This window comes from Pedobacter alluvionis (assembly GCF_003664035.1).
Classification (GTDB): domain Bacteria; phylum Bacteroidota; class Bacteroidia; order Sphingobacteriales; family Sphingobacteriaceae; genus Pedobacter; species Pedobacter alluvionis.
In genome coordinates, this window is record NZ_RCCK01000010.1 from 1,513,919 (window position 1) to 1,533,888 (window position 19,970).

General features: G+C 40.7%; 15 protein-coding genes. 4 read left to right on the forward strand and 11 right to left on the reverse strand.

Features of this window, described 5'->3' with window-relative positions:
- Positions 1–158 precede the first annotated feature (158 nt).
- The 4 genes from BCL90_RS06660 to BCL90_RS06675 all read right to left on the reverse strand — a co-directional run bounded on the left by BCL90_RS06660 (position 159) and on the right by BCL90_RS06675 (position 2,289).
- Positions 159–461 carry a hypothetical protein gene (locus BCL90_RS06660; RefSeq protein WP_121283208.1) on the reverse strand — a complete coding sequence of 101 codons (303 nt, stop codon included), beginning with the start codon at positions 459–461 and terminating at the stop codon, positions 159–161.
- Positions 462–538: 77 nt separating this feature from the next.
- Positions 539–979 (reverse strand): Hsp20/alpha crystallin family protein, encoded by a 441-nt coding sequence (locus tag BCL90_RS06665; protein ID WP_121283209.1) that lies wholly within the window; start codon positions 977–979, stop codon positions 539–541.
- Positions 980–1,416: 437 nt separating this feature from the next.
- Positions 1,417–1,971: a hypothetical protein gene (locus BCL90_RS06670; RefSeq protein ID WP_121283210.1), complete on the reverse strand. Its 555-nt coding sequence runs from the start codon at positions 1,969–1,971 to the stop codon at positions 1,417–1,419.
- A gap of 48 nt (positions 1,972–2,019) precedes the next feature.
- Positions 2,020–2,289, reverse strand: a complete 270-nt coding sequence (locus BCL90_RS06675) for a hypothetical protein (protein WP_121283211.1) — start codon at positions 2,287–2,289, stop codon at positions 2,020–2,022.
- Positions 2,290–2,837: 548 nt separating this feature from the next.
- On the opposite strand from BCL90_RS06675, the gene BCL90_RS06680 reads away from it, so the two are divergent.
- From BCL90_RS06680 to BCL90_RS06690, 3 genes are read left to right on the forward strand one after another with little or no spacing between them, the layout of a single operon-like run.
- Positions 2,838–3,620, forward strand: coding sequence for a COG1470 family protein (locus tag BCL90_RS06680; RefSeq protein WP_244095063.1), 783 nt, complete (start codon positions 2,838–2,840; stop codon positions 3,618–3,620).
- 39 nt (positions 3,621–3,659) lie between these two features.
- The gene (locus BCL90_RS06685; RefSeq protein WP_121283213.1) at positions 3,660–4,631 is read left to right on the forward strand and encodes an ABC transporter ATP-binding protein; all 972 of its coding nucleotides are present in this window, start codon (positions 3,660–3,662) and stop codon (positions 4,629–4,631) included.
- The gene (locus BCL90_RS06690; protein ID WP_208529854.1) at positions 4,618–5,631 is read left to right on the forward strand and encodes an ABC transporter permease; all 1,014 of its coding nucleotides are present in this window, start codon (positions 4,618–4,620) and stop codon (positions 5,629–5,631) included. Before BCL90_RS06685 ends, BCL90_RS06690 begins: the two co-directional genes overlap by 14 nt.
- Before the next feature lie 133 nt (positions 5,632–5,764).
- Here BCL90_RS06690 and BCL90_RS06695 read toward each other — a convergent pair whose 3' ends face one another.
- The 7 genes from BCL90_RS06695 to BCL90_RS06725 all read right to left on the reverse strand — a co-directional run bounded on the left by BCL90_RS06695 (position 5,765) and on the right by BCL90_RS06725 (position 18,430).
- Positions 5,765–8,053: a GH92 family glycosyl hydrolase gene (locus BCL90_RS06695; RefSeq protein ID WP_121283214.1), complete on the reverse strand. Its 2,289-nt coding sequence runs from the start codon at positions 8,051–8,053 to the stop codon at positions 5,765–5,767.
- 147 nt (positions 8,054–8,200) lie between these two features.
- Positions 8,201–10,408 carry an alpha-N-acetylglucosaminidase gene (locus BCL90_RS06700; protein WP_121283215.1) on the reverse strand — a complete coding sequence of 736 codons (2,208 nt, stop codon included), beginning with the start codon at positions 10,406–10,408 and terminating at the stop codon, positions 8,201–8,203.
- 1 nt (position 10,409) lies between these two features.
- Complete coding sequence (locus BCL90_RS06705; protein WP_121283216.1) at positions 10,410–11,642, reverse strand: acyltransferase family protein; 1,233 nt, start codon at positions 11,640–11,642, stop codon at positions 10,410–10,412.
- An 8-nt stretch (positions 11,643–11,650) separates the two neighbouring features.
- A complete protein-coding gene (locus BCL90_RS06710; RefSeq protein WP_121283217.1) occupies positions 11,651–12,631 on the reverse strand; it encodes a metallophosphoesterase in 981 nt (326 codons plus the stop codon).
- A gap of 198 nt (positions 12,632–12,829) precedes the next feature.
- The gene (locus tag BCL90_RS06715; RefSeq protein ID WP_121283218.1) at positions 12,830–14,428 is read right to left on the reverse strand and encodes a RagB/SusD family nutrient uptake outer membrane protein; all 1,599 of its coding nucleotides are present in this window, start codon (positions 14,426–14,428) and stop codon (positions 12,830–12,832) included.
- Between the two features lie 12 nt (positions 14,429–14,440).
- Positions 14,441–17,482: a SusC/RagA family TonB-linked outer membrane protein gene (locus BCL90_RS06720; protein ID WP_121283219.1), complete on the reverse strand. Its 3,042-nt coding sequence runs from the start codon at positions 17,480–17,482 to the stop codon at positions 14,441–14,443.
- A gap of 60 nt (positions 17,483–17,542) precedes the next feature.
- Positions 17,543–18,430: an inositol oxygenase family protein gene (locus BCL90_RS06725; protein WP_121283469.1), complete on the reverse strand. Its 888-nt coding sequence runs from the start codon at positions 18,428–18,430 to the stop codon at positions 17,543–17,545.
- A gap of 479 nt (positions 18,431–18,909) precedes the next feature.
- On the opposite strand from BCL90_RS06725, the gene BCL90_RS06730 reads away from it, so the two are divergent.
- Positions 18,910–19,917 carry a LacI family DNA-binding transcriptional regulator gene (locus BCL90_RS06730; RefSeq protein ID WP_121283220.1) on the forward strand — a complete coding sequence of 336 codons (1,008 nt, stop codon included), beginning with the start codon at positions 18,910–18,912 and terminating at the stop codon, positions 19,915–19,917.
- The last annotated feature ends 53 nt before the right edge of the window (positions 19,918–19,970 follow it).

Genomic DNA, 19,970 nt, shown 5'->3' on the forward strand with positions numbered 1-19,970 from the left:
GTCAATGGTAGCTTGTCGAAGAGGCTGTTTTAAATGTCTTACAAGGCGTTTCTGGCTGATGTTCTTTTGTGCCAGATAGACCAGTTTCAGGAGGCTCAAGCAAAAAAGTTCGGGGCGAGCATAATATGCTTTTTTAACAAGAATCGATCAAACCAGTATTAACAATCAATATTTCCGTTCTCCAGGTGGGCGATACGGAATATTTCCTTTGTAATGATTGCGATATTTTCTTTTAGCTCATCCAGAGAGCAGTTTATGATGCCGGTAGGAATAGGCAGTTCCATAAGTTCTTCCAGAAATTCTATTTTTAACGAACAGCCTGGAGCATCTTCTGCGCTTCCTTTTAGCTGTGAGAAAATTTCACTGGCTTCTTTTTTGTCTTTGCCGAGAGAAAATTTGCCATAGGTGATTTTTCCACCTGGCCCCTGAAGGCTGATGTTGATGGTGAAACGGGTTTCCATAGCTAAATGTTGTATTTTTTTAACAGATTTGAGTACATTATGAATAAAAAGTGCCGCATTTAGCGGCACTTGGGGAATTATTGTATTTCGATCTGTCTGGCGATCGCTTTAGCCTCTTCCTTTTTGGGAATGTTGAGTTTGAGCACGCCATCCGTATAAGCAGCCTGAATTTGCTCAACGTTAGCACTTTCCGGAAGGGTAAATGATCTGGTAAATGCCGAGTAGCTATATTCCCTTCTGTTATAGATTTTACCTTCAGTATTGTTTTCGGTGCGCTGCTCAGTAGAAATGCTCAGCATATCCCGTTCTACGGATACCTTGAAATCTTCTTTCCTTAATCCAGGCGCCGCAAGTTCAATGTGATATTCTTCATTCGACTCGGAAATGTTAACCGCAGGTACAGTGCTTAAACGACGGTCGTTAAAAAAGGTATCACCTAATACTGATTCGAAGATGTCATTAAAGCCTGGCAATAATGAACTGTTCTTTTTTTCTGGATTGAATTTAACCAATGTCATAGTTTTTTCTCCTTTTAATGTTTTAATAATAAATGGACTATAAATCAATTAATTTAACGCTTTAACCTTATTCCAAAGGTTACATTTCCAGTTAATCAAGTGCTGTGCCAAGGTGCTCAAGGCAGGCTGGCGAACGGTTTTCTCTGAAAAATTTTCATCTTTTATGAAATTTTTTCAGAGTCATTGCTGAAATTTTTTCAGTTTTACCCTCCTGTATCTGGCCGCTCTTAAATTAGCGAAATGAAATAATTGTAGCGCTAATGGCTCAATTGCAGTTCACCGTATTTATCTGCTTTCTCCATTTTTACTTATTCTTAAAGCATTTCAGCAGGCAACATCGGATAATAGCAACCAAAAACCGGATACATTATACGAATAACATCTTTTTCGAGCCCCTGCCTCGCTGATCAATTAGCCAATACACCATAAAATCAACATTAGCGCGTACGTTCAAAGTAGATGATATGGTTATCGAAGTTACCCTGATAAGGATTCCCTTTTGCCCGGAAACCATTGGCGACAAGAAATCGCTGACTGCTAGAAGTTGCTGTGGTAGAAAATATAATACCATGATGATCGCTGATTTTATTGAGTAACATCCGTTTTAATGTGCTGCTGATTCCCTTTCTACGAACTGATTCACGAGTGAATGAATAACCGATTTCTAAAAATGGTTTGTCTATACCTGCTGTAATACCAGCTTTTTTATACACTTCTTCCAGGTAAGATAGACATGGTCTTTTAATAGCCGAAATGCCGACCAGTTTTTTGCCATTGTAGCAGAATGCAAGAAACGCTGCATTGAAAATCTTTAAGGGCAGATCAACAGGCGAAACTTTATTTCCCTTTTTCAATAATAAATAGAAGTGATGGAGCTGGATCATCGAACAATCGTAGGGTCTTTTGATTTCAAAATGGCAATTGCCGAGAAAATTCGGCTGCTCATGATAGTCCTGATCAAATACCAGGTCGGTAGATGTATTGTGGTTCATCAGAATAAATTTAGGTAAGGGTAGGAATGGCCGGTTTTTTATGGCAGCTTATTTGTTTTTGATACTTAATGATGTACGTAAAGGGCCTGATAAGGCAAGCATTTCGCACACTTTATCATTCCAGTCTATCAACGCATCTTCAGGTGAGGTTCCAAGGCCCGAAACATCGTGTTCCTCTTCAAAGGATAATACTGCATAAAAGCAATCACCATCCTGATATACGGAGGGTTTAAATTGCATCACAAAAGTGGGTAATCTATATCTGTTATAATCAAAATCTACCAGTTTTCCTGGTATCGTTCTGGCTTGCTGTTTCATCGCTTAATGTTTATGGAAACATTGTTATTTACCTGTTTTTTTACTTGTTGTATGCAAACGTACCTGTAAAGTAGCCAACCAATGTTTCCTTAAGGTTAGCCGATTATTGTTTATTTGTTAAGTGTTTGATGGAGATGTGTTTTGGAGGAAAAAAGCCCTGATTATATGTTTTCTGGAGATAATGGCAATATTTTCTTTTAGCTGATCCGGCGGGCAGTTTATTGTGCCGATAGGAATGGGCAGTTCCATAATTTCTTCCAGAAATTCTATTTTTAACGAGCAGCCTGGAGTATCTTTTGCGCTACCTTTTACAGTATCAAATAGAATGCTCCATGAGTATCAGACAATAATATAAATTGTTAAAAAATGTTAAAATATTTTGAAAAAAAAGTAACTTTTTTTTGTTTTGAGGCCTCGTCAGATAATAAGATCAGAAAACATTTTTTAGAGCAATCATTAATAATTTGGTTTAGATTATGTCACTACAATTACTACCCGAAGCCTTGCGAAAAGGCTTATTTCGCACACTTTTATTAATTACTTTTTTTGTGGCGACCAAGCCACTTCATGCGCAAAATAGAGAAACTCCGAAAGGCACATCCGAATTTTCCGCCAAGCTGATTAACATCGAATCTGCTGTTAACGAACCGTTCCGTTTTTCAGCGTCGCTGCACAATGGATCAGCTAGTCAACAAGTTTACGAACTTAAGTCGGAATTGCCCGTAGGATGGCAGATTAGCTACCGTGTGGACGGTAGCCTGGTAACCTCTGTAAATTTAGCAGGTGGCCAAACACGGGAGATCGCCATAGAAATTACTGCACCCAACAACGCTGCTACCAGGAAGTACCTCATTCCTGTCAAAGCCGTATCCTCTTCGCAGACCCTGCCGCTACAACTGGAAGCGGTGGTTAAGGGATCTTATGGTGCCAGCCTTGGTACGCCTAGTGGAAGGCTGAGTGAAGAACTTACGGCTGGTTCTCATAAAGATATTGAGCTTGAGGTGCATAACACGGGCACACTGCCACTATCCTCGCTGAGTATTTCTTCACAACTGCCTACTGGATGGGAAGCCAGTTTTTCGCCAAGTCAGATTGAAAGACTCGAAGGTGGTAAAAAGGCGACCGTTAAAGTGACGCTAAAAGTGCCGGATAAAACAATTGCCGGAGACTATAGTGCCACCTTTACCCTGGGCGGTAACAATGCCAATGCTCAGGCCCCTTTCAGAATCTTTATCAAAACCTCTGTGCTTTCTGGCTGGATTGGTATACTCATTATTGCACTGGCAGTTGCAGCAGTATATGTACTCATCCGTAAGTACGGTCGTAGGTAGCCATTTTTTTAAGAAACCTTAAAATCTTCAACCAGAAAGATGGAACCTATCATAGATTTAAAGAACCTGTGCAAAAGCTATGGTTCACATGTCGCTGTTGATCAGCTTAACCTAAAGATTCCCCATGGCGAAATATTCGGGTTGCTGGGGCCAAACGGCGCAGGTAAGACCACCAGTATACTCATGATGCTTGGCCTGACTGAACCCGATAGCGGTTCGGCCATCGTTTGTGGTTATGATGCCACACGAAATCCGATTGAAGTAAAAAGAAAAGTAGGCTATATGCCCGATAATCTGGGCTTTTATCCACAGTTAACCGGTCTTGAAAACCTGGTGTATATGGCAAGGCTTAACGGGTTGCCTGAAAAGGATATCATCGAAAACGCCCGGCGATTTATGGAATTGGTAGGGCTGAAGGCAGCCTCAGATAAGCCAGCCTCCAGTTATTCCAGGGGGATGAAGCAAAGACTCGGGTTGGCTGAAGTGCTCATCAAAAAACCGGAACTAATTATCCTGGATGAGCCAACTTTGGGGCTGGATCCGAACGGAGTGAAGGAGTTTCTAGAACTTATCAAATCGTTGCAGCAGGAACAAGGCTTAACGGTATTGCTTTCATCACACCACCTTCACCACGTTCAGCAGGTTTGTGATAGGGTAGGTATATTCGTGGATGGAAAGTTGCTAGCCACCGGCGATTTGCCTACACTTTCCCATGAGCTCTTCGGGAATACAGGTGTAGAGACGAGTATCTATCTGACTCAAGTACCAATGGATGCTGATGTACTGAAGGATAAATTCAGTAGTTTTCCGGAGCTTAATAGTTTGACTATTAGTGGTGTGAACCTGCAATTTAATACTACTGAGGACATTACCCCAAAACTCATTCGCAGGCTTATCGAATCAGGTCTAGATATCCAGGCCGTAAGCCAAAAACAATACGGACTGGACGAGATTTATGAGAAATATTTTGAAAAAAACACAAATTTAACCCCAGAGCATGAAAGCGATTAGCGAAAGCCATTATTGGGCAACAAATAAAAATAATTCAAAGGAAAATTACCAGCTCAGTCCTTTTAAGGTAATGGTGAGAAAAGAGGTGTCAGATCACGTACGCAGCTGGCGTTTTATCCTGTTGCTTGCGCTGGTGGTGCTCACATTTTTTGCCTCACTGTACATTTCCATGTCCAACATCCGGGCAACCTTTACCAATACAAACGACCCTGATCATGCGTTTTTTTACCTAAAGCTGCTTACAGCCACAGATGGCTCAATGCCGCCTTTCCATATTCTGATGAGTTTTTTAGCGCCGTTGCTTGGTATCACTATGGGTTTCGATGCCATTAATTCGGAACAGAACAGCGGTTCGTTGACAAGATTGTTAGCCCAGCCTATCTACCGCGACAACATCCTGCTGGCCAAATTTTACAGCGCAATGCTGATTATCGCAACGTTATTTATTTCCCTCACATTGCTGATGATTGGCGGCGGACTGTTTCTTACCGGGGTAAGGATTGAGCCTCAGGAGTTTCTGAGAATTCTTGCCTTTGCCTTACTCACCATGGTTTATGTCGGTTTTTATTTAAGCCTGTCTATCATGCTTTCGGTTGCTTTTCGCCACGCCGCCACTTCAGCCTTAACTGCGCTGGGCATCTGGCTGTTTTTTACGGTATTTTATCCAATTGTGGTTAATCTGGCAATCAGGGCCTTTTTACCGGATGCTGCTTATCTGACCCAAAGTGAGACGATGGCCTACAATGAATTAATTCTGAGTATCATGCGTATTGCCCCGGGGCAGCTCTACAGCGATGCTGCAACTACCATGCTAATGCCATCTATCAGGAGTCTTGGGCCAATGAGCATGGAGCAGCTTTCCGGCGCCATTCCTTTGCCGCTTCCACTACGGGAGAGTCTGCTGATTGTGTGGCCGCAACTTAGTGGACTATTAGCAGGCAGCATTGCTTGTTTTGCACTCTCTTATTACCTTTTCATGCGTCGTGAAATCAGAAGTTAATATTAGGAGGATTGAAGAAGTCAGCATCTTTCTTAGAAATTTTTGCATTTATCGTCACCCTGATCCGATCGCTATCTGATTTATTTCAGAGTCTTAATGAAATGAACAGAAAGATGCTGACCACACTGTAGTTTTATGGTGTGGCAGGTTGATCCTGGAGATAAAAGATCAATTTCCCACCCTGGATCAATGATTGGTGTGTAATTTGATTTTTGGTAAAAGGCTTACCATTAAAAATGATTTTTGAGCTATAAATAGATTTTTTACTCTTTTTAATAGCGGTTATGGTTAATTTTTTGCCATTGTTAAAGGAAATCACAGTTTGTGTAAACAAAGGACTGGTTAGTTGGTAATTTCCTGAAACGGGGTCTACCGGATAAAAACCCATTGCCTCAAATACATACCATGCCGACATTTGTCCTGCGTCGTCATTGCCACTTAAACCACCAGCGCCGTCATCATATTCTTCGGCTAAAATGTGGGATACCTGCAGCTGGGTCTTCCAGGGAGCAGCGGTATAATTATACAAAAAGGGGATCTGGTGACCAGGCTCGTTGCCGTGCCAATATTCCTTTTTGTCGAAAAGGGAATCCAGTTCATTTTCGAGGTTTTTACTTCCGCCCATCAGTTTAATTAGTCCAGGCATATCATGTGGTACATAAAAAGTATATTGCCTTGGCGTTCCCTCCGTAATATAGGACTCACGGCGATCAGGATAAAATGGCTTATACCAACTGCCATTGGCAAAGCGGCCCCTGGCCATCCCTACCTGTTGATCGAACACGTTTTTATAATTAGATGCCCTTTCCATCAGCTGTTTATAATCCGCTGTTTTACCCAGATCTTTCGCTACAGTAGCCAAAGCATAATCATCGTAGGCATACTCGAGCGTTCTGCTCACCTGTTCCCGTTTGTGAAAAGCATCCGGAATGCTGTCTTCCATAGGGATATAACCATATTTAAGGTAACTGTTAATGCCGCGGCGGCCTTTGCCATTGAGGTAATCAGCCGAATCTGGCATTTGAAAGGCATTTTGGCGCATCAGGCGATAGGCTTCCTTTACATCAAAACCACGAATCCCCTTGTTATAGGCCGAAGCCAGAAAAGCAGTAACGTGGTCGCCAATCATGGCTGCGGTATAATTATTCCAACAGGGGAAAATGGGCAGCCAACCACCTTGTTGCCCTTTTAGAACCAATGAATTTGCAAAATCGTTAGTCAGATCGGGTTTTAATAATTCTATAAGCGGTAATTGGGCGCGGTAAATATCCCACATCGAAAAATCATCGTAATAATTTCCTTTTGTCTGTGTTTTTTTGATGTAACTGCCTGCAAATTGAGGGTAACCACCATCTACATCGTTAAATAAACGGGGGTGCTGCTGTGCATGGTAAAGTGCCGTGTAGAATATCCGCTTATTTTTTTCATTAGGGTCGTTAACCTTAACCTGGCCAAGCGACTGCTCCCAAACACGACTTGTTTTAGCCACAACGGTTTCGAAACTGGCCGTATTGATCTCGGTTTCGAGGTTAAGTTTTGCTGCAGCTATGCTGGTAAAAGAAGTACCGGCGTAAATACTAATGCTTTCTCCTTTTTGTAGTTTAAAGCCCATATAGGCCCCTAAATCTGTCTGGTTTTGGATGGATTGATGTGCTGAAACATTGCTTCCGCTAAATACACCACTTCTTGTAAAACCTTTTTTAATGCGGATGAAAAAATAGCCGCTAAAGCCTGCCGGTTGTCCCCAGCCCTGGTAAATGCGGTGAACAGGGTTGTATCCTGAGATTTCACCTCTTTGGCGGTCAATTTTAATATATCCTTTACCCTGATCACTATTCGGGGTAATTAACAGATAAACACTATCTGCCTTTAATGCTGTAATTTTAATCAGGCCACAACGCAAAGTGGCGGTAGCCTCCGTTTGGAGGTTATAGCCGGGTAAAATTGTTTTGTAATAAGCAGGTGTAGCTACTTCACCCTGATGTGTATAATCAACAGCGTAATCTGTTGGGCTGGTTTTCAGTTTGCCAGAAATGGGCATAATGGTAAAGCTACCATAATCCTGCGTACACGAGCCACTGATCCAGTGACTGGCCCTGATGCCATAAAATTTCTTATTGTTGTAATAATAGGGGGCAAGGCATTTTTTTTCCGAAAGCTGAGTTTGTGGCGTCCACTGGGTCATGCTAAAGGGTGGCGCAACGGCTGGTATGGTATTGGCCAGCCGTTCCGTTTTGTCTTCTATATGCTGGCTGGCTAGTGTGGTACTTGCGGATGTACCCGAAAATGGCTGCACATATTTGATTACAGATTGCTGCGCAAAGGTTTTATTGCCAACAAACATAAAAAGCAATAAAATACGGGTATAAAATGTTAATCGGACTTCCCGGTTTTGACTTCGTTTTGTAAACGGTTTAATCATTTTTATATCAGAAAAGCTAATCATCGCAGCGTTTTTATTGCCTCTTTCTAGTCAATTGGTAGTTTAGGATTTTTAATGGATACCTGATCTGTTTTTTTCAAAACGATGCTGTTATTGTGTGCTGTTTTTTAATTTCCACAACGAGGTTTACTGGTGTATTATGCCCATGGTTTTGCGGTATTTCTGATACATTTCCATAGCGACATTTACCGGGTTTCCAACGGTTTTGGTTGGGTAGTCTTTTCGTTGGTTTACCCATTTCCATTCCCAGTTGCTTACTTCTTCATTAAATTGGCTGGTATTAAAATCACTTTGCTGTTTTAGTGATCGTTCGGCACGGGCAAAGAAAAGCTGCCACCTTGGTTTATAAAAATCGGTTAACAAACCGCTCCATTGCCTGCAGGCATACTCATTCAAGGGACTTTTAGTATCGCCCCATAGGGTAATCAGGTCTTTGGCATTCATTTCGTAAAGTGCTTTTTCGGCCGGGGTTTCTCCCCATTGTCTCGCATCACTTACCCATGGGCCAAGCATAAAATCTTTTCTGGTTCCCAATAGCCTGTCCATATCATCAATCAGCTGTATAAATTTGCTGCTTTCTTTTTTAAACGTAACCAGGTCTTTTTTGCGGTAGGCCGCCACCATGTTTCTTTGTACAGGCAAGGCATAATTGGCCATTACCTGTCGGGTGATATCAACCAGATCGTATTGAAAGCCATCGCTGGTTTTGCAAAGCGGTGCGGCTTTTACAAATTCATCCCAGGCCGGCAGCAAATCTTTTTCCTGGTAATTTAAGGTGGTTTTTGCCCAACGTGTTAACGAATCGAAAGTAGGTCGTGCCTGAATAATCGATTCTGCACCATCTCTGATATATTTATCGGCCGGAACGTTGTAAACGGTTTTACGCAATATTTCCCAGCCTTTTAAAGCATTTACATTACTTTTTCCGTAGCGGTTGCGCACAAATTTGGGTAACCAGGTTTTCAAATTAATGGGTTTAGACTGCCAGGCATTATCCATCATTAACTCATAAAGTACCGGATTTTGTTCTATGCCCTCCATGCTCAATCCAATACCTTTCATTTTACCACTTTGTGGATCATTGAGCGCCTCGGCCGGGGCAGTTGCCACTACATCCATCCGCCCAAAAAGATTGGTATTGCCACCAAAATTGTGCAACATATTCCAGATCCATGGTTTACCATAAAAGCCTTGTGTCCTTTTCCAAACCGGTTCTATTTCGGTAGCCAGGTCAAGTAAAATCATTTTATCGTTTGGTACGGCCTTTAATAAGGCCTCTGTTTGCGGCTCTTTCCAAAATTTTCGATCACTGTAGAATAACCATCCTTGCATTACCCAAATGGCTTTCGGATCTGCTTGTGCCATACCGTCGTAAATCCTTGCGCTCAGTTTACCTAAAAACTCCGGATCGGCAGAAGGCGGCTCATTCTCATTAAAAGTATCGGCTGAGTAAAGGTGATCGGTACCCAATAATTCGGTTTGTTTCTGCAGGAATTTCTTCCCGATCTGCGCAAACATCGGATCTTCAGAATCAAGGATGTAAGTATCGGCAAAGCCATTGGTCCAGTTGGTGGCTTTTAACTTTGCTTGCGGGAATTTGCTTTTAAATGCTGCCGGCACATGTCCGGTAAAGGCAGGCAGTACCGGTTTCATCCCCAGCGACCTTTGCCGGGCTAAAATTTTCTTTTGTAGTTCAAAGTGGCTTTTCATCCAGCTTACCGGAAGCGGACCACCCCAGCCATCAATATTACCCATCCAAAACCACGAGAAATAAGCAGGGCCGGTAAAAAAACCTTTAAGTTCTTCATCCGAAAAGCCCATTTCTTTGTATAAAAGGTACCAGGTATATTCTTCGCCGGTAATGGCAAGAGGCATGTTGATACCATGAAGAGCCATCCAGTCTATCTCTTTTTCCCAACGCGACCAATCCCACCAGCTCATACTGTAATTAAAAGTACAATAGTTTAAATAGTAACGGTAATCGTAGGGTGTTTCCTTTCTTAATTTCGTTTTTACAGCAGGCAGGGTAACAGGCAGATTTAAATTGGTGCCATTCCAGGTAATCTGGCAGTGGGCATATTCAGTCAAATAATAATAAAAAGCCGAAGCCAGGGCAACACCGCTGCTGCCACTAAGTACGATCTTATTGTTTTTGCTCTCAATTTCAAAAACATCCTTGCCGTTTGCTGCAGCAATACTTTTGGTAACGAATGCCTGGTGTTGTTTGGGTAAAATCCGTGCAATAAGTTGATTAGATGAGACCAGGTATTCCTGAGACCACAGGTTAGTGAACGGTAGTACGAGCAGCACTACGAATAGCATTTTTATTTTCATATCAAATTTTTAGGAACCACTTTTTATCGAAGAGGAACTTTAAGCCAAACAATTGTATTAGGAGTACACCGGTCCATACGCCAGCCTGTTGCCACGAGTCGGGGATGGTATTGATGATTCCGCCGAAGAGGAAGTTAGAAGTAGATTCGAAATTAAACAGACCGTGAGCAAAAATATAAATTAATATGGAATTGGTACCCATCCATACCATGGGCATGCACCATTTTTGATAACTGCACACATCGATAAAATAATAGAAAAGTGCAAAAAGTATGATGCTCCAGCCGCCTGCAAAGATGACAAAGGTGCTCGTCCAGATGGTTTTGTTGATCGGGAAAAGGAAGCTGCCCGCAAGCGCAATTAACAGTAATGCAATACCCGCAATGATTAAATACAATACTTTTTTATTTGGATTGGGACATACTGTTTTATTCTTGATAAATGTGCCGGTAAATATACCCAGCATGGCCGAGCAAATGGCCGGTATAGTACTCAGTAAACCTTCGGGATCGTAAACTACCCGGTGAAGCTTACCTGGAAGCAACAAACGATCTATATAAGCAGAAAGATTGCCCTCTGGCGTAAAAATGCCACTGCCAAAGCCTGGAACAGGCACAAAACGCATAATGAGGTAATAGCCAACCAGGATAGATACAAACCAGATGACTTGTTTTTTAAGTGAGTTATTGAGGTAAATTAAAGCGGCAAAGAAAGTGGCCAGGCCGATACGACCCAGTACACTGGCAAAACGGATCTGCTCATAACCTTTCCATTGCAGCATGCCGTTAACTACTGCACCCAGTAAAATTAAAATCAGGGTTCTTTTAATCAGGGAATAATAAATTTTACCTGTTGAAGCCTGCCCGGTCTCTTTTTCCATGAAATACTTCTGGTAAGAAAAAGGCATAGATACCCCCGAAATAAAGATAAAAAGCGGGAAAATAAGGTCGTAAAAGGTAAAGCCATTCCAGGGCGAGTGGTGTAGCTGATTACTTATGCCTACCAAAATCTTTTCGAACAGGGAAAGGTTTGGGGTGCTTGCAATGGTCCAGTTGTGCGGATCCCGTACTAGTGCATGGTCTTCTTTAATGCCATTGGCCAATCCATGAAAAATACCTTCGCCACTCACAATCCAAAACATATCAAAGCCACGTAAGGCATCCAGCGATAGCAACCGCTTGGGTTTATTTGCTATGGGTGCTGTTGAAGATATGGTATTGGTTGGTTGATCCATGATTCAGATTATTTTTTAATCAATGTATTATAAATAATCTCCCCCTGATCGTTAATGGCTTGTACGCGTAATTGGTTGTTGGTAACCGAGAATAACATGAAGCCATATTCAGATGCCACCATTTCAGCATCGGTAATGAGTTTTACTGGTGTTTTTTCAGAAGCTGAACCAGAAATAAAATAATGTGTTTTTCCGGCAGGTTTAATATACTGCATACTGTGTTCGTGACCGGTAAGATACACATCTACGCCATATTTTTCAAAAGTTGATTTTAATGAATTGCGCACAGCTTTGGTATCATACGCATCGGTGCGGCTGCCGCCCGTATAAATAGGGTGGTGGCCCACAACAATTTTCCATTTAATTGCAGGATCGGTATCCGCAAGTGTTTTAGCTATCCAACGTTTCTGCGCGGTGGTATCCTGTCCTTTAACATTCGGACCATATTCGGCATTACTGTAAAATTCGGGTATAAGTGGGTTGGTATCAATAAAAGCAATGAGCACCTGGTTATTAAGGTCACCATTGATGGGAAATTTCTTAGCGTAATATCTGGCCGGCATTTTCCACCTGCGGCTGATTTTGGAGTATTCTACCTGTGCATCAGGGCTTGATTTATAATCATGGTTGCCCAGTACAGGGTACCAGTCCCATTGCAGTGAAAAATCGGTATATATATCTTCGAAAGAATATTTAAAAGAAGGGTCTTGAGCGCTGATTACGCCACTGGGATAAAAGTTATCGCCGGTAGAAATGATAAAATTAGCCTTTACTTCAGAAGCCGTAATACCCATTTGTTTGGCTACCTGTTTTTGATGATCGGCGCCATTCCGTCCCCAATCGCCCATGGCGATGAAATTTAAAGCATTGCTTTCTTTGGTCAGGTTTTTTGTTGTTGAAGAGGCCTGAGGTGAATTTTTGGTTAAAGTTTGTGCATGTAATGAACCCGAAATAACAAGGGGGAAAATCAGTAGTAATTTTTTAATCATAAAGGCAGATTTGTGCTATTGCAAGTTTAGGATAAAAAAATAAGAAGAGGCTATTTCATAAATCAATTTATCTTTGAATTTTGTCACGCTGAGCTTGTAGAAACGCCTTAAGAGATAGTTTCACAAGTCCTTCGACAAGCTCAGGATGACATGATGTATTTATGAGACAACCTCTTCTTATAAAGTTGCTGGATATTTCTAATTGTATCCTGGATTCTGTTTTAGCTTAGAATTTAAAATCATCGCTGAGGCCGGAATTGGCATTAGGCGATGGAAGGTTTGCGCATCCGTTTTGAAGCCCCATGTACCTTCATACTTGCCAAAGCGAATCATGTCGTTACGGTGCCAGCATTCCCAGGCCATTTCTCTGCAACGTTCTTTATACAAATCTTCAAGGGTAACTGAGGTCCATGCTGGTGAGGTTGTACGAACTGCTCTTAGTTGATTAACCAATGATAAAGCAGTTTGACCTTGTGTAGGTGTTGCACCTCTCAATATAGCTTCTGCTTTCATTAACAAAATATCAGAATACCTGAAAACCGGTACATCATTATTCTGGTTTCTGCTGGATGATGTGCTGTCACAGTAAAATTTATTATTTCTGTATCCCATATTCCAGGCTATTTCATCGTTTCCTGCATCGAATGGTCTTGATGCATCTCTAAGGGTTACGGTTGGTGTAATATCAACCTGGTAAGTGAGTGCAGCTGAACCATCAGAACCTGCATAAAATTGATCGTATCCTTTTTTTGTGGTAGGTACTGTTACCGGTGAGCCATCATAATAAGTCTGTAGCCCCTTTATCCATTGTGCATTCCTTTTATCATTAGGGTCATTGAAATTAGCATAATATTCGGGCAAGGTACTCATTGGTGCACTTGGCGTAAATTTTAAGCTGTATTTTTTCTGTAAGGAACGAGGCATGGAGTAACGCGAATAAATCATGGTACCATTACTAAAACCCGGATCGAAAGGGATTGCGAATATAAATTCTTTGATTTGCGGCCCGTTATCAATAAAGAACATCTTTTTAAAATCGCTTTCTAAACTGTAAGGAGAACCTGAGGCACCAATAATGGCATCGCACATGGCTACCGCTTCATTGTATTTTGGTGTATTAATATAAACTTCTGCATTCAGGTACATTTTAGCCAGAATAGCATAGGCTGTATATTTATTTGGGCGGCCATAGGTCGCTGCTCCTACAGCGCTGCTTAAATTAGGCAATACTTCTTTAAGTTCTGCTTCAATAAAATTGAAAACTTCCTGGCGCGATTTGGTTTCAGGAGGCGTTGTTTGTCCAAAAGTAGTCACAACAGGAATGTTTCCCCATAAATCCATCATCAGGAAAAATGCTAAGGCTCTTGTAGCCCTAACTTCAGATACAGCTACTGTTTTTGCAGGAGATTCTGGAGCATCTTTCAGTAAGAACAAGCTTTGATTTGCTTTACTGATAGTTGCAGAAAGCCAGCCCCAGCCACTATTAATATGGCCATTATCTTTATTCCAGGTATGCTTATGATGGTTTTCAAATACGCCACCATCGTACCAGTTACCGCCCCTGGCAGGCATAATGGCTTCATCAGTACTTAAAGATTGCATAAAGAAATAATCGGTACTCCAGTTTTGGCGAAGCTGTACATACACCTGACCGGTTAGCTGTATAAAGTGTTGGTCTGTTTGAGGAAATGTTTCAGGAGTTAGCTGTGTTTCCACTTTCAAGTCCAGTTTATGGCAAGATGTGAGCAGGCTTAGAGATAAAGCTGTACCTGCTATGTATTTAATAAGATTTTTCATCTTTTGTGATTTTTAATTAAATGATACGTTTAACCCGAATAAAAATGTTCTGGTTTTAGGATAAAAGTTATTGGTATCTACCCCTGGAGCAGTACCGCCCTGATTAATTTCCGGGTCGATTCCTTTATAGCCTGTTATTACAAACAAGTTATTCGCTGTAGTGTACAAACGAATAGAATTTACACCAGGAATGATTCCTTTTTTGAAAGTATATCCCAGTGTTGCGTTATCTAAGCGTAAATAGCTACCATTCTCTAAGAACCTGCTAGAGTATTTAGGAGCGTTAAAATCAGCTGTTGATTCATTTTCAACCTCTACAAGGATATTGGTAAACTGGGCAGTGCTCGGTCTAAACAAATCAGCACGGGTAACGTTCATAATTTTAACGCCTAATGCCGCTCTCATAAATACACTTAAATCAAAATTCTTATATCTTAAATTGTTTGACCAACCTAACAGCGCTTTCGGTTGCGCATTGCCAAGAATATAATAATCGGTTTTGTTGAGCGGGGTCTTTGTTATGTTTCCTGCAGCGTCATAATACTGTGAAACACCATTTGCATCTTTACCTGCATATTTAAAGGTGAAAAAAGTTCCGATTGGCTGCCCTGGTTGTAGTATTTGAATTGTTGCACCACTTTGTCCGGCACCGTCAGGAGAAACGGTAAGACGATCCTCGATGTTGAATCTGCTATCATCCGATAATGAAATAATTTTATTTTTATTATGGGCTAAGTTGAATCCTGTAGTCCAGCTGAAGTTATCGGTGCTTACTGGCGTACCATTTAAAACCACCTCAATACCTTTGTTGCTCAAACTACCAACATTTGCCGTATAAGATGGTGCTGGATACAGGTTATTATCTACAGGGAATGTCAAAATCAGATCAGTTGTTTTTTTATCATACACGTCCACCGATCCTGTTAATCTGCCATTAAACAACCCAAAGTCCAAACCAATATTGGTTGTCGCGGTTTTCTCCCATCTTAAATCAGGGTTTTCATTTTGGATTGCACCGTATGCACCTTCTCTTGGAGAACCATTGTAATAAAACTGACCCACATTACCATATATGAGCTTGGTTGTCAACGGTGCAAATCCAAGAGAGTTACCCGCAATACCATAACTACCTCTCAATTTAAGGGTTTTGATTATGCCTGCGTTTTTAAAGAAATTTTCCTGATCAATGTTCCATGCCGCACCTACAGATGGGTAATAACCCCATGTTTCATTTATTCCGAATACATTAGACCCATCTCTTCTAATCGATCCCTGAAGGAGGTATTTGTTTTTGTAATTATAATTTACCCTGGCAAAATCAGAGATCATCAAAATTTCCTGATAAGTTGTGCCCGGGTTATAATCAACCCTGAAATCAGTTACCGCGTATGGGTTTCCTAAACTTAAGTTGTTGTAACTTACCTGGTTAATCGGGAAGTTTGTTGAGGTAGCCTGAAAACCATCATTATTTAGCGATTGTTGATAAGAATAACCCACCACGGCATTAATATCATGGTCACCAAATTTTTTATTCCAGGTTAAATAGGTCTCTATAATTTTATTGGTGCTCTGATAGGCATTTCTTTGTGCAAAGCCATCTTTACCCACCAAAGTTACGAAGCTCGGCGTTGCAGGTGGCTCCGGCGTATTACGAACATTGTTATACCTGGAAGTATAAATGCTGTTATAAAATGCACTATAAATATTTTGGCTATTCTGGTAGGATGCAGAAACATCGTAAGAGAAACCGAATGGTAATTTTAAGTTAACGGTTAAATTTCCTAAAATATTTTTATTCTTCAGGTTCTCTGTACCGTTTTCAAGCATAGAAACCGGATTATAATAGCTGGTTTGGATCAGGTTATCAAAATAAGAGCCATCAGGATTTTTTACCGGCGCTGTTGGCAGGTAAGTAAGCATTTGCGACAGTACCGTATTGCGATATGGAACCTGATTAGCGTTGGTTACCGAATTGCTAATGTTCAATCCAATCTTCAACTTATCGTTTAAAGCTTTTTGTTCAATTCCGATGCGACCGATAAATCTATCTAAATCGCTGGTTTTGATAATACCTTCTTGTTTAAAATAATTTAAACTGGCATTGTAGGTGGTTTTTTCGGTACCACCACTTAAAGAGACGTTGTGGTTGTATGATAAAGCATTACTACGTTGTACCTCATTTTGCCAATTGGTATTAGCACCTTTATCATTGGCTGGTGTAAGGGCCGAATTGCTTTTCGCCAGGAATGCCTTTAATTGATCAGCATTCATCATGTCATATCGGTTAGATACGTTTTCTACACCAAAGTAACCGTTGTAAGCAATTTGTGTTGCACCTGCTACACCTTTTTTGGTGGTGACCATAATTACACCATTGGCAGCCCTGTTACCATAAATAGACGCAGCGGCTGCATCCTTTAACACGTCGATAGTGGCGATATCATCTGGCGCAAGAATCGAAATGTCGGCACCAACTACGCCATCAATTACAAATAATGGCGATTGCGCACCGTCACGCAGGGTAGATGCACCACGCATAATGATTGCTGCATTTTTGGTAGGATCTCCATTTTTGGTAATGTTTAAACCCGGTACCTTACCTTGTAACATCTGGCCAATATCACTAATAGCCCCCCGATTCAAATCATCGCCTTTAACCGTAGAGATGGAGCTGGTTAACGCTTTTCTTGAGCTTTTACCATAACCAACCACAACCACATCATTAAGAGCAGCGGTAGATTCTAAGATAGTAACCTTATAAGTAGATGCTGTACCTACGGTAAGTTCCTTAGTTTGATAGCCCAGGAAACTGAAAAGAATTTTGTCACCGGTTTTTGCTGAAATGCTGAACGATCCATCTGTACCTGTAGAAGTTACTTTCGAAGTACCTTTTACTGAAACAGACGCACCGATTACAGGCTGGTTTGTATTATCTAATAAATTTCCAGTAATTTTTCGTTCAGTTTGCGCGTAGGCAACATTGAACACCTGGCTGATGAGTAAAAGCAGCATAAATAAGCCGCTATACTTTAAGCGTGTACATTTAAATCTCATGATTTTTGTAAAATTAGATTCATAAATTGTTTATTTGGTTATTAATGTTTGGAGATAGAATTAAAATTTAATAGTAGCCGGTAAATATTTAGCCACCAATGCTTTGTAATAAGGTTGCAGTTCTTCCCAGCTTTTCTGATTGGGGTTTTTAGAATATAAATCGTAAGGGTTAAACAGGTTAACCCATTTAAACATTTCATGGTCCTTTTCATTCATCAGGTGATCGTATGCATTTTCCCTGTGCTGTGAATAAAAAGAATGGTAACGGAGCATATATAAACCTGGTTCTGGCAAATAGGGTTTCATCATGTGGTACACATATTCATCGTGCCCCCAAGACATATCTACATTATCCAGCCCGCAATTTTGAGTATAAACACCCAATTTGGTTTGATAAGTTTCATTGTTGTAATCGGGATTCTGACTGAAAAATTCAGGATAAACAATTTTATCTGAATAAGCACAACCTACCGGGAAAGTATCGCCAACTACAGCCCATTGTGGCTCTCCGAATAAACAAAGCACTTTACCCATATCGTGGATTAAACCAACCAACACCATCCAATCAGGGTGGCCGTCGTTTCTGATGGCCTCAGATGTTTGCAACAAGTGCTGCATCTGGTCTAAATCGGTGTCAGGATCAGAATCGTCTACTAACTTATTCAAAAAATCAAACGCACTCCAGATAGGCATCTCTTGTTTGTCGAACTTTAAGTAATCTGCTTTTTTCTGCTTTACGAAATCGTATGTTTGATAGGTATGGTTAAGCCTGTAAAATTCTTTTACACTATCCTTTTCAGTTTCTTCGTAATTTCTGAACTGCTCTTCTTTTTTGTCCGCATTTATGTTTTTAGGATCCGGATAGCGGGTTAATATATCCTCTTCCCATTGATCAAGATTTTGCAACGGATTTTGGTTGTCCTTTGAAGATGCACTTTGGTTTCTCATAAGGCTAGAAATTGATTTGAATAAAATTTTGTTGGTTGTTGGGTTAAAGTTGAGTTTTTGAAAGCTTAAAATTTTATGTTTGGCCAACTTTATTTACTTAAACGATTACGTAAAATCTTATTTTTGACTGCGGAATACGAATTAAATTTTAATTTAAGTGGTTGCAATTTGTTGCTGGTTTAACAAATGCCGCTCTTCCCGGATGGATGATGGCGAAACGGACAAAAGAAAAAAATTGACGATGATGTTACGATTATTTTATATTTGCGTGTACGGCCAGCTATTTATTCATCATTGAAAAGATATCGGGCTGAATCAGCTAACTTATTTTTAACTTCAACTTCCTCTGTTTATATCCGTATAGACAGGAAGCTACTGTTTTTGATGGAGGTGCTGATGAAAAAGAGAGGGGTTGGCCTGTCGTAATTCTCACGGTAAGGCCGGGTAAACCTCAAAAAACTAACAAACAAAATAAAGATATGGCGGAAACAGTTAATATTAAGCGGTTGGCTCAGGAATTGAACATTTCTATTGCAACCGTTTCTAAGGCCCTAAACGACAGTCATGAAATCAGTTTAAAAACCAAAAACAGGGTGTGGACTTTAGCTAAAGAACTGAATTATACACCAAATCCGGCAGCGAGTAACCTTCGGAGCAATAAAACAAAAACTGTTGCAGTAGTTATCCCCTGCGTAGCCAATAATTTTTTCTCCTTATCCATAATGGGAATTGAAGAAATAGCCCGACAGTATGGTTATCATGTGCTCATTTATCAAACCCACGAAAATATAGAGGCAGAAAAAGCTTTTACCAACAGTTTGTTAAACGGAAGGGTAGACGGTATTCTTACTTCTGTATCAAGCAGTGAATACAATAGTGAATATTATGCCAATTTGGTTAAGAAAATTCCGCTGGTATTTTTCGACCGGGTGTATGAAAACCTGGATGCGGTTAAAGTAACTACTGATGATTATGAAATTGCTTTTCAGGCCACTGAACATTTAATTGAGTGTGGCTGTTCCAAAATTGCCTATTTATTTGGCCTCGAAAATCTTCCCGCAGGTAAATCGAGGTTTGCGGGTTATCTCGACGCACTAAAATCACATGGGATAACGGCTTCGGATGAACTCGTGATTAGATATCATGATGATGAAGAATTTAACCTGTCACAGATCAAAGAATTGCTTAGGAATTATAAACCCGATGCACTTTTTTCTTCTATTGAAGAATTCATCATTCCTGCTTATTGTGCCTGTAGAGAATTGGGTTTGCAGATTCCGGATGATGTTAAAGTACTCAGTTTTTCTAACCTGAGTACGGCAAAGCTCTTAAGTCCTTCGCTTACAACAATTTCGCAACCTGCCTTTGAAATTGGACGTGAAGCAGCAAAATGCCTTTTCAAAATCCTTCACAATAAACAACTGGACGATGAACAGAATATCATATTGAAATCTGTATTGACCAAACGCGAATCCACAGGTTGTTAACAGGATAAATTTATGTTATTGCCGGCTGATAGGCGAAAACGTTTACGTAATTA

Bases quoted from the DNA above. Each gene is read 5' to 3' on its own strand.
- BCL90_RS06660 (WP_121283208.1), bottom strand. From the start codon at position 461: ATGGAAACCCGTTTCACCATCAACATCAGCCTTCAGGGGCCAGGTGGA.
- BCL90_RS06665 (WP_121283209.1), bottom strand. From the start codon at position 979: ATGACATTGGTTAAATTCAATCCAGAAAAAAAGAACAGTTCATTATTG.
- BCL90_RS06670 (WP_121283210.1), bottom strand. From the start codon at position 1,971: ATGAACCACAATACATCTACCGACCTGGTATTTGATCAGGACTATCAT.
- BCL90_RS06675 (WP_121283211.1), bottom strand. From the start codon at position 2,289: ATGAAACAGCAAGCCAGAACGATACCAGGAAAACTGGTAGATTTTGAT.
- BCL90_RS06685 (WP_121283213.1), top strand. From the start codon at position 3,660: ATGGAACCTATCATAGATTTAAAGAACCTGTGCAAAAGCTATGGTTCA.
- BCL90_RS06690 (WP_208529854.1), top strand. From the start codon at position 4,618: ATGAAAGCGATTAGCGAAAGCCATTATTGGGCAACAAATAAAAATAAT.
- BCL90_RS06695 (WP_121283214.1), bottom strand. From the start codon at position 8,053: ATGATTAAACCGTTTACAAAACGAAGTCAAAACCGGGAAGTCCGATTA.
- BCL90_RS06700 (WP_121283215.1), bottom strand. From the start codon at position 10,408: ATGAAAATAAAAATGCTATTCGTAGTGCTGCTCGTACTACCGTTCACT.
- BCL90_RS06705 (WP_121283216.1), bottom strand. From the start codon at position 11,642: ATGGATCAACCAACCAATACCATATCTTCAACAGCACCCATAGCAAAT.
- BCL90_RS06710 (WP_121283217.1), bottom strand. From the start codon at position 12,631: ATGATTAAAAAATTACTACTGATTTTCCCCCTTGTTATTTCGGGTTCA.
- BCL90_RS06715 (WP_121283218.1), bottom strand. From the start codon at position 14,428: ATGAAAAATCTTATTAAATACATAGCAGGTACAGCTTTATCTCTAAGC.
- BCL90_RS06720 (WP_121283219.1), bottom strand. From the start codon at position 17,482: ATGAGATTTAAATGTACACGCTTAAAGTATAGCGGCTTATTTATGCTG.
- BCL90_RS06725 (WP_121283469.1), bottom strand. From the start codon at position 18,430: ATGAGAAACCAAAGTGCATCTTCAAAGGACAACCAAAATCCGTTGCAA.
- BCL90_RS06730 (WP_121283220.1), top strand. From the start codon at position 18,910: ATGGCGGAAACAGTTAATATTAAGCGGTTGGCTCAGGAATTGAACATT.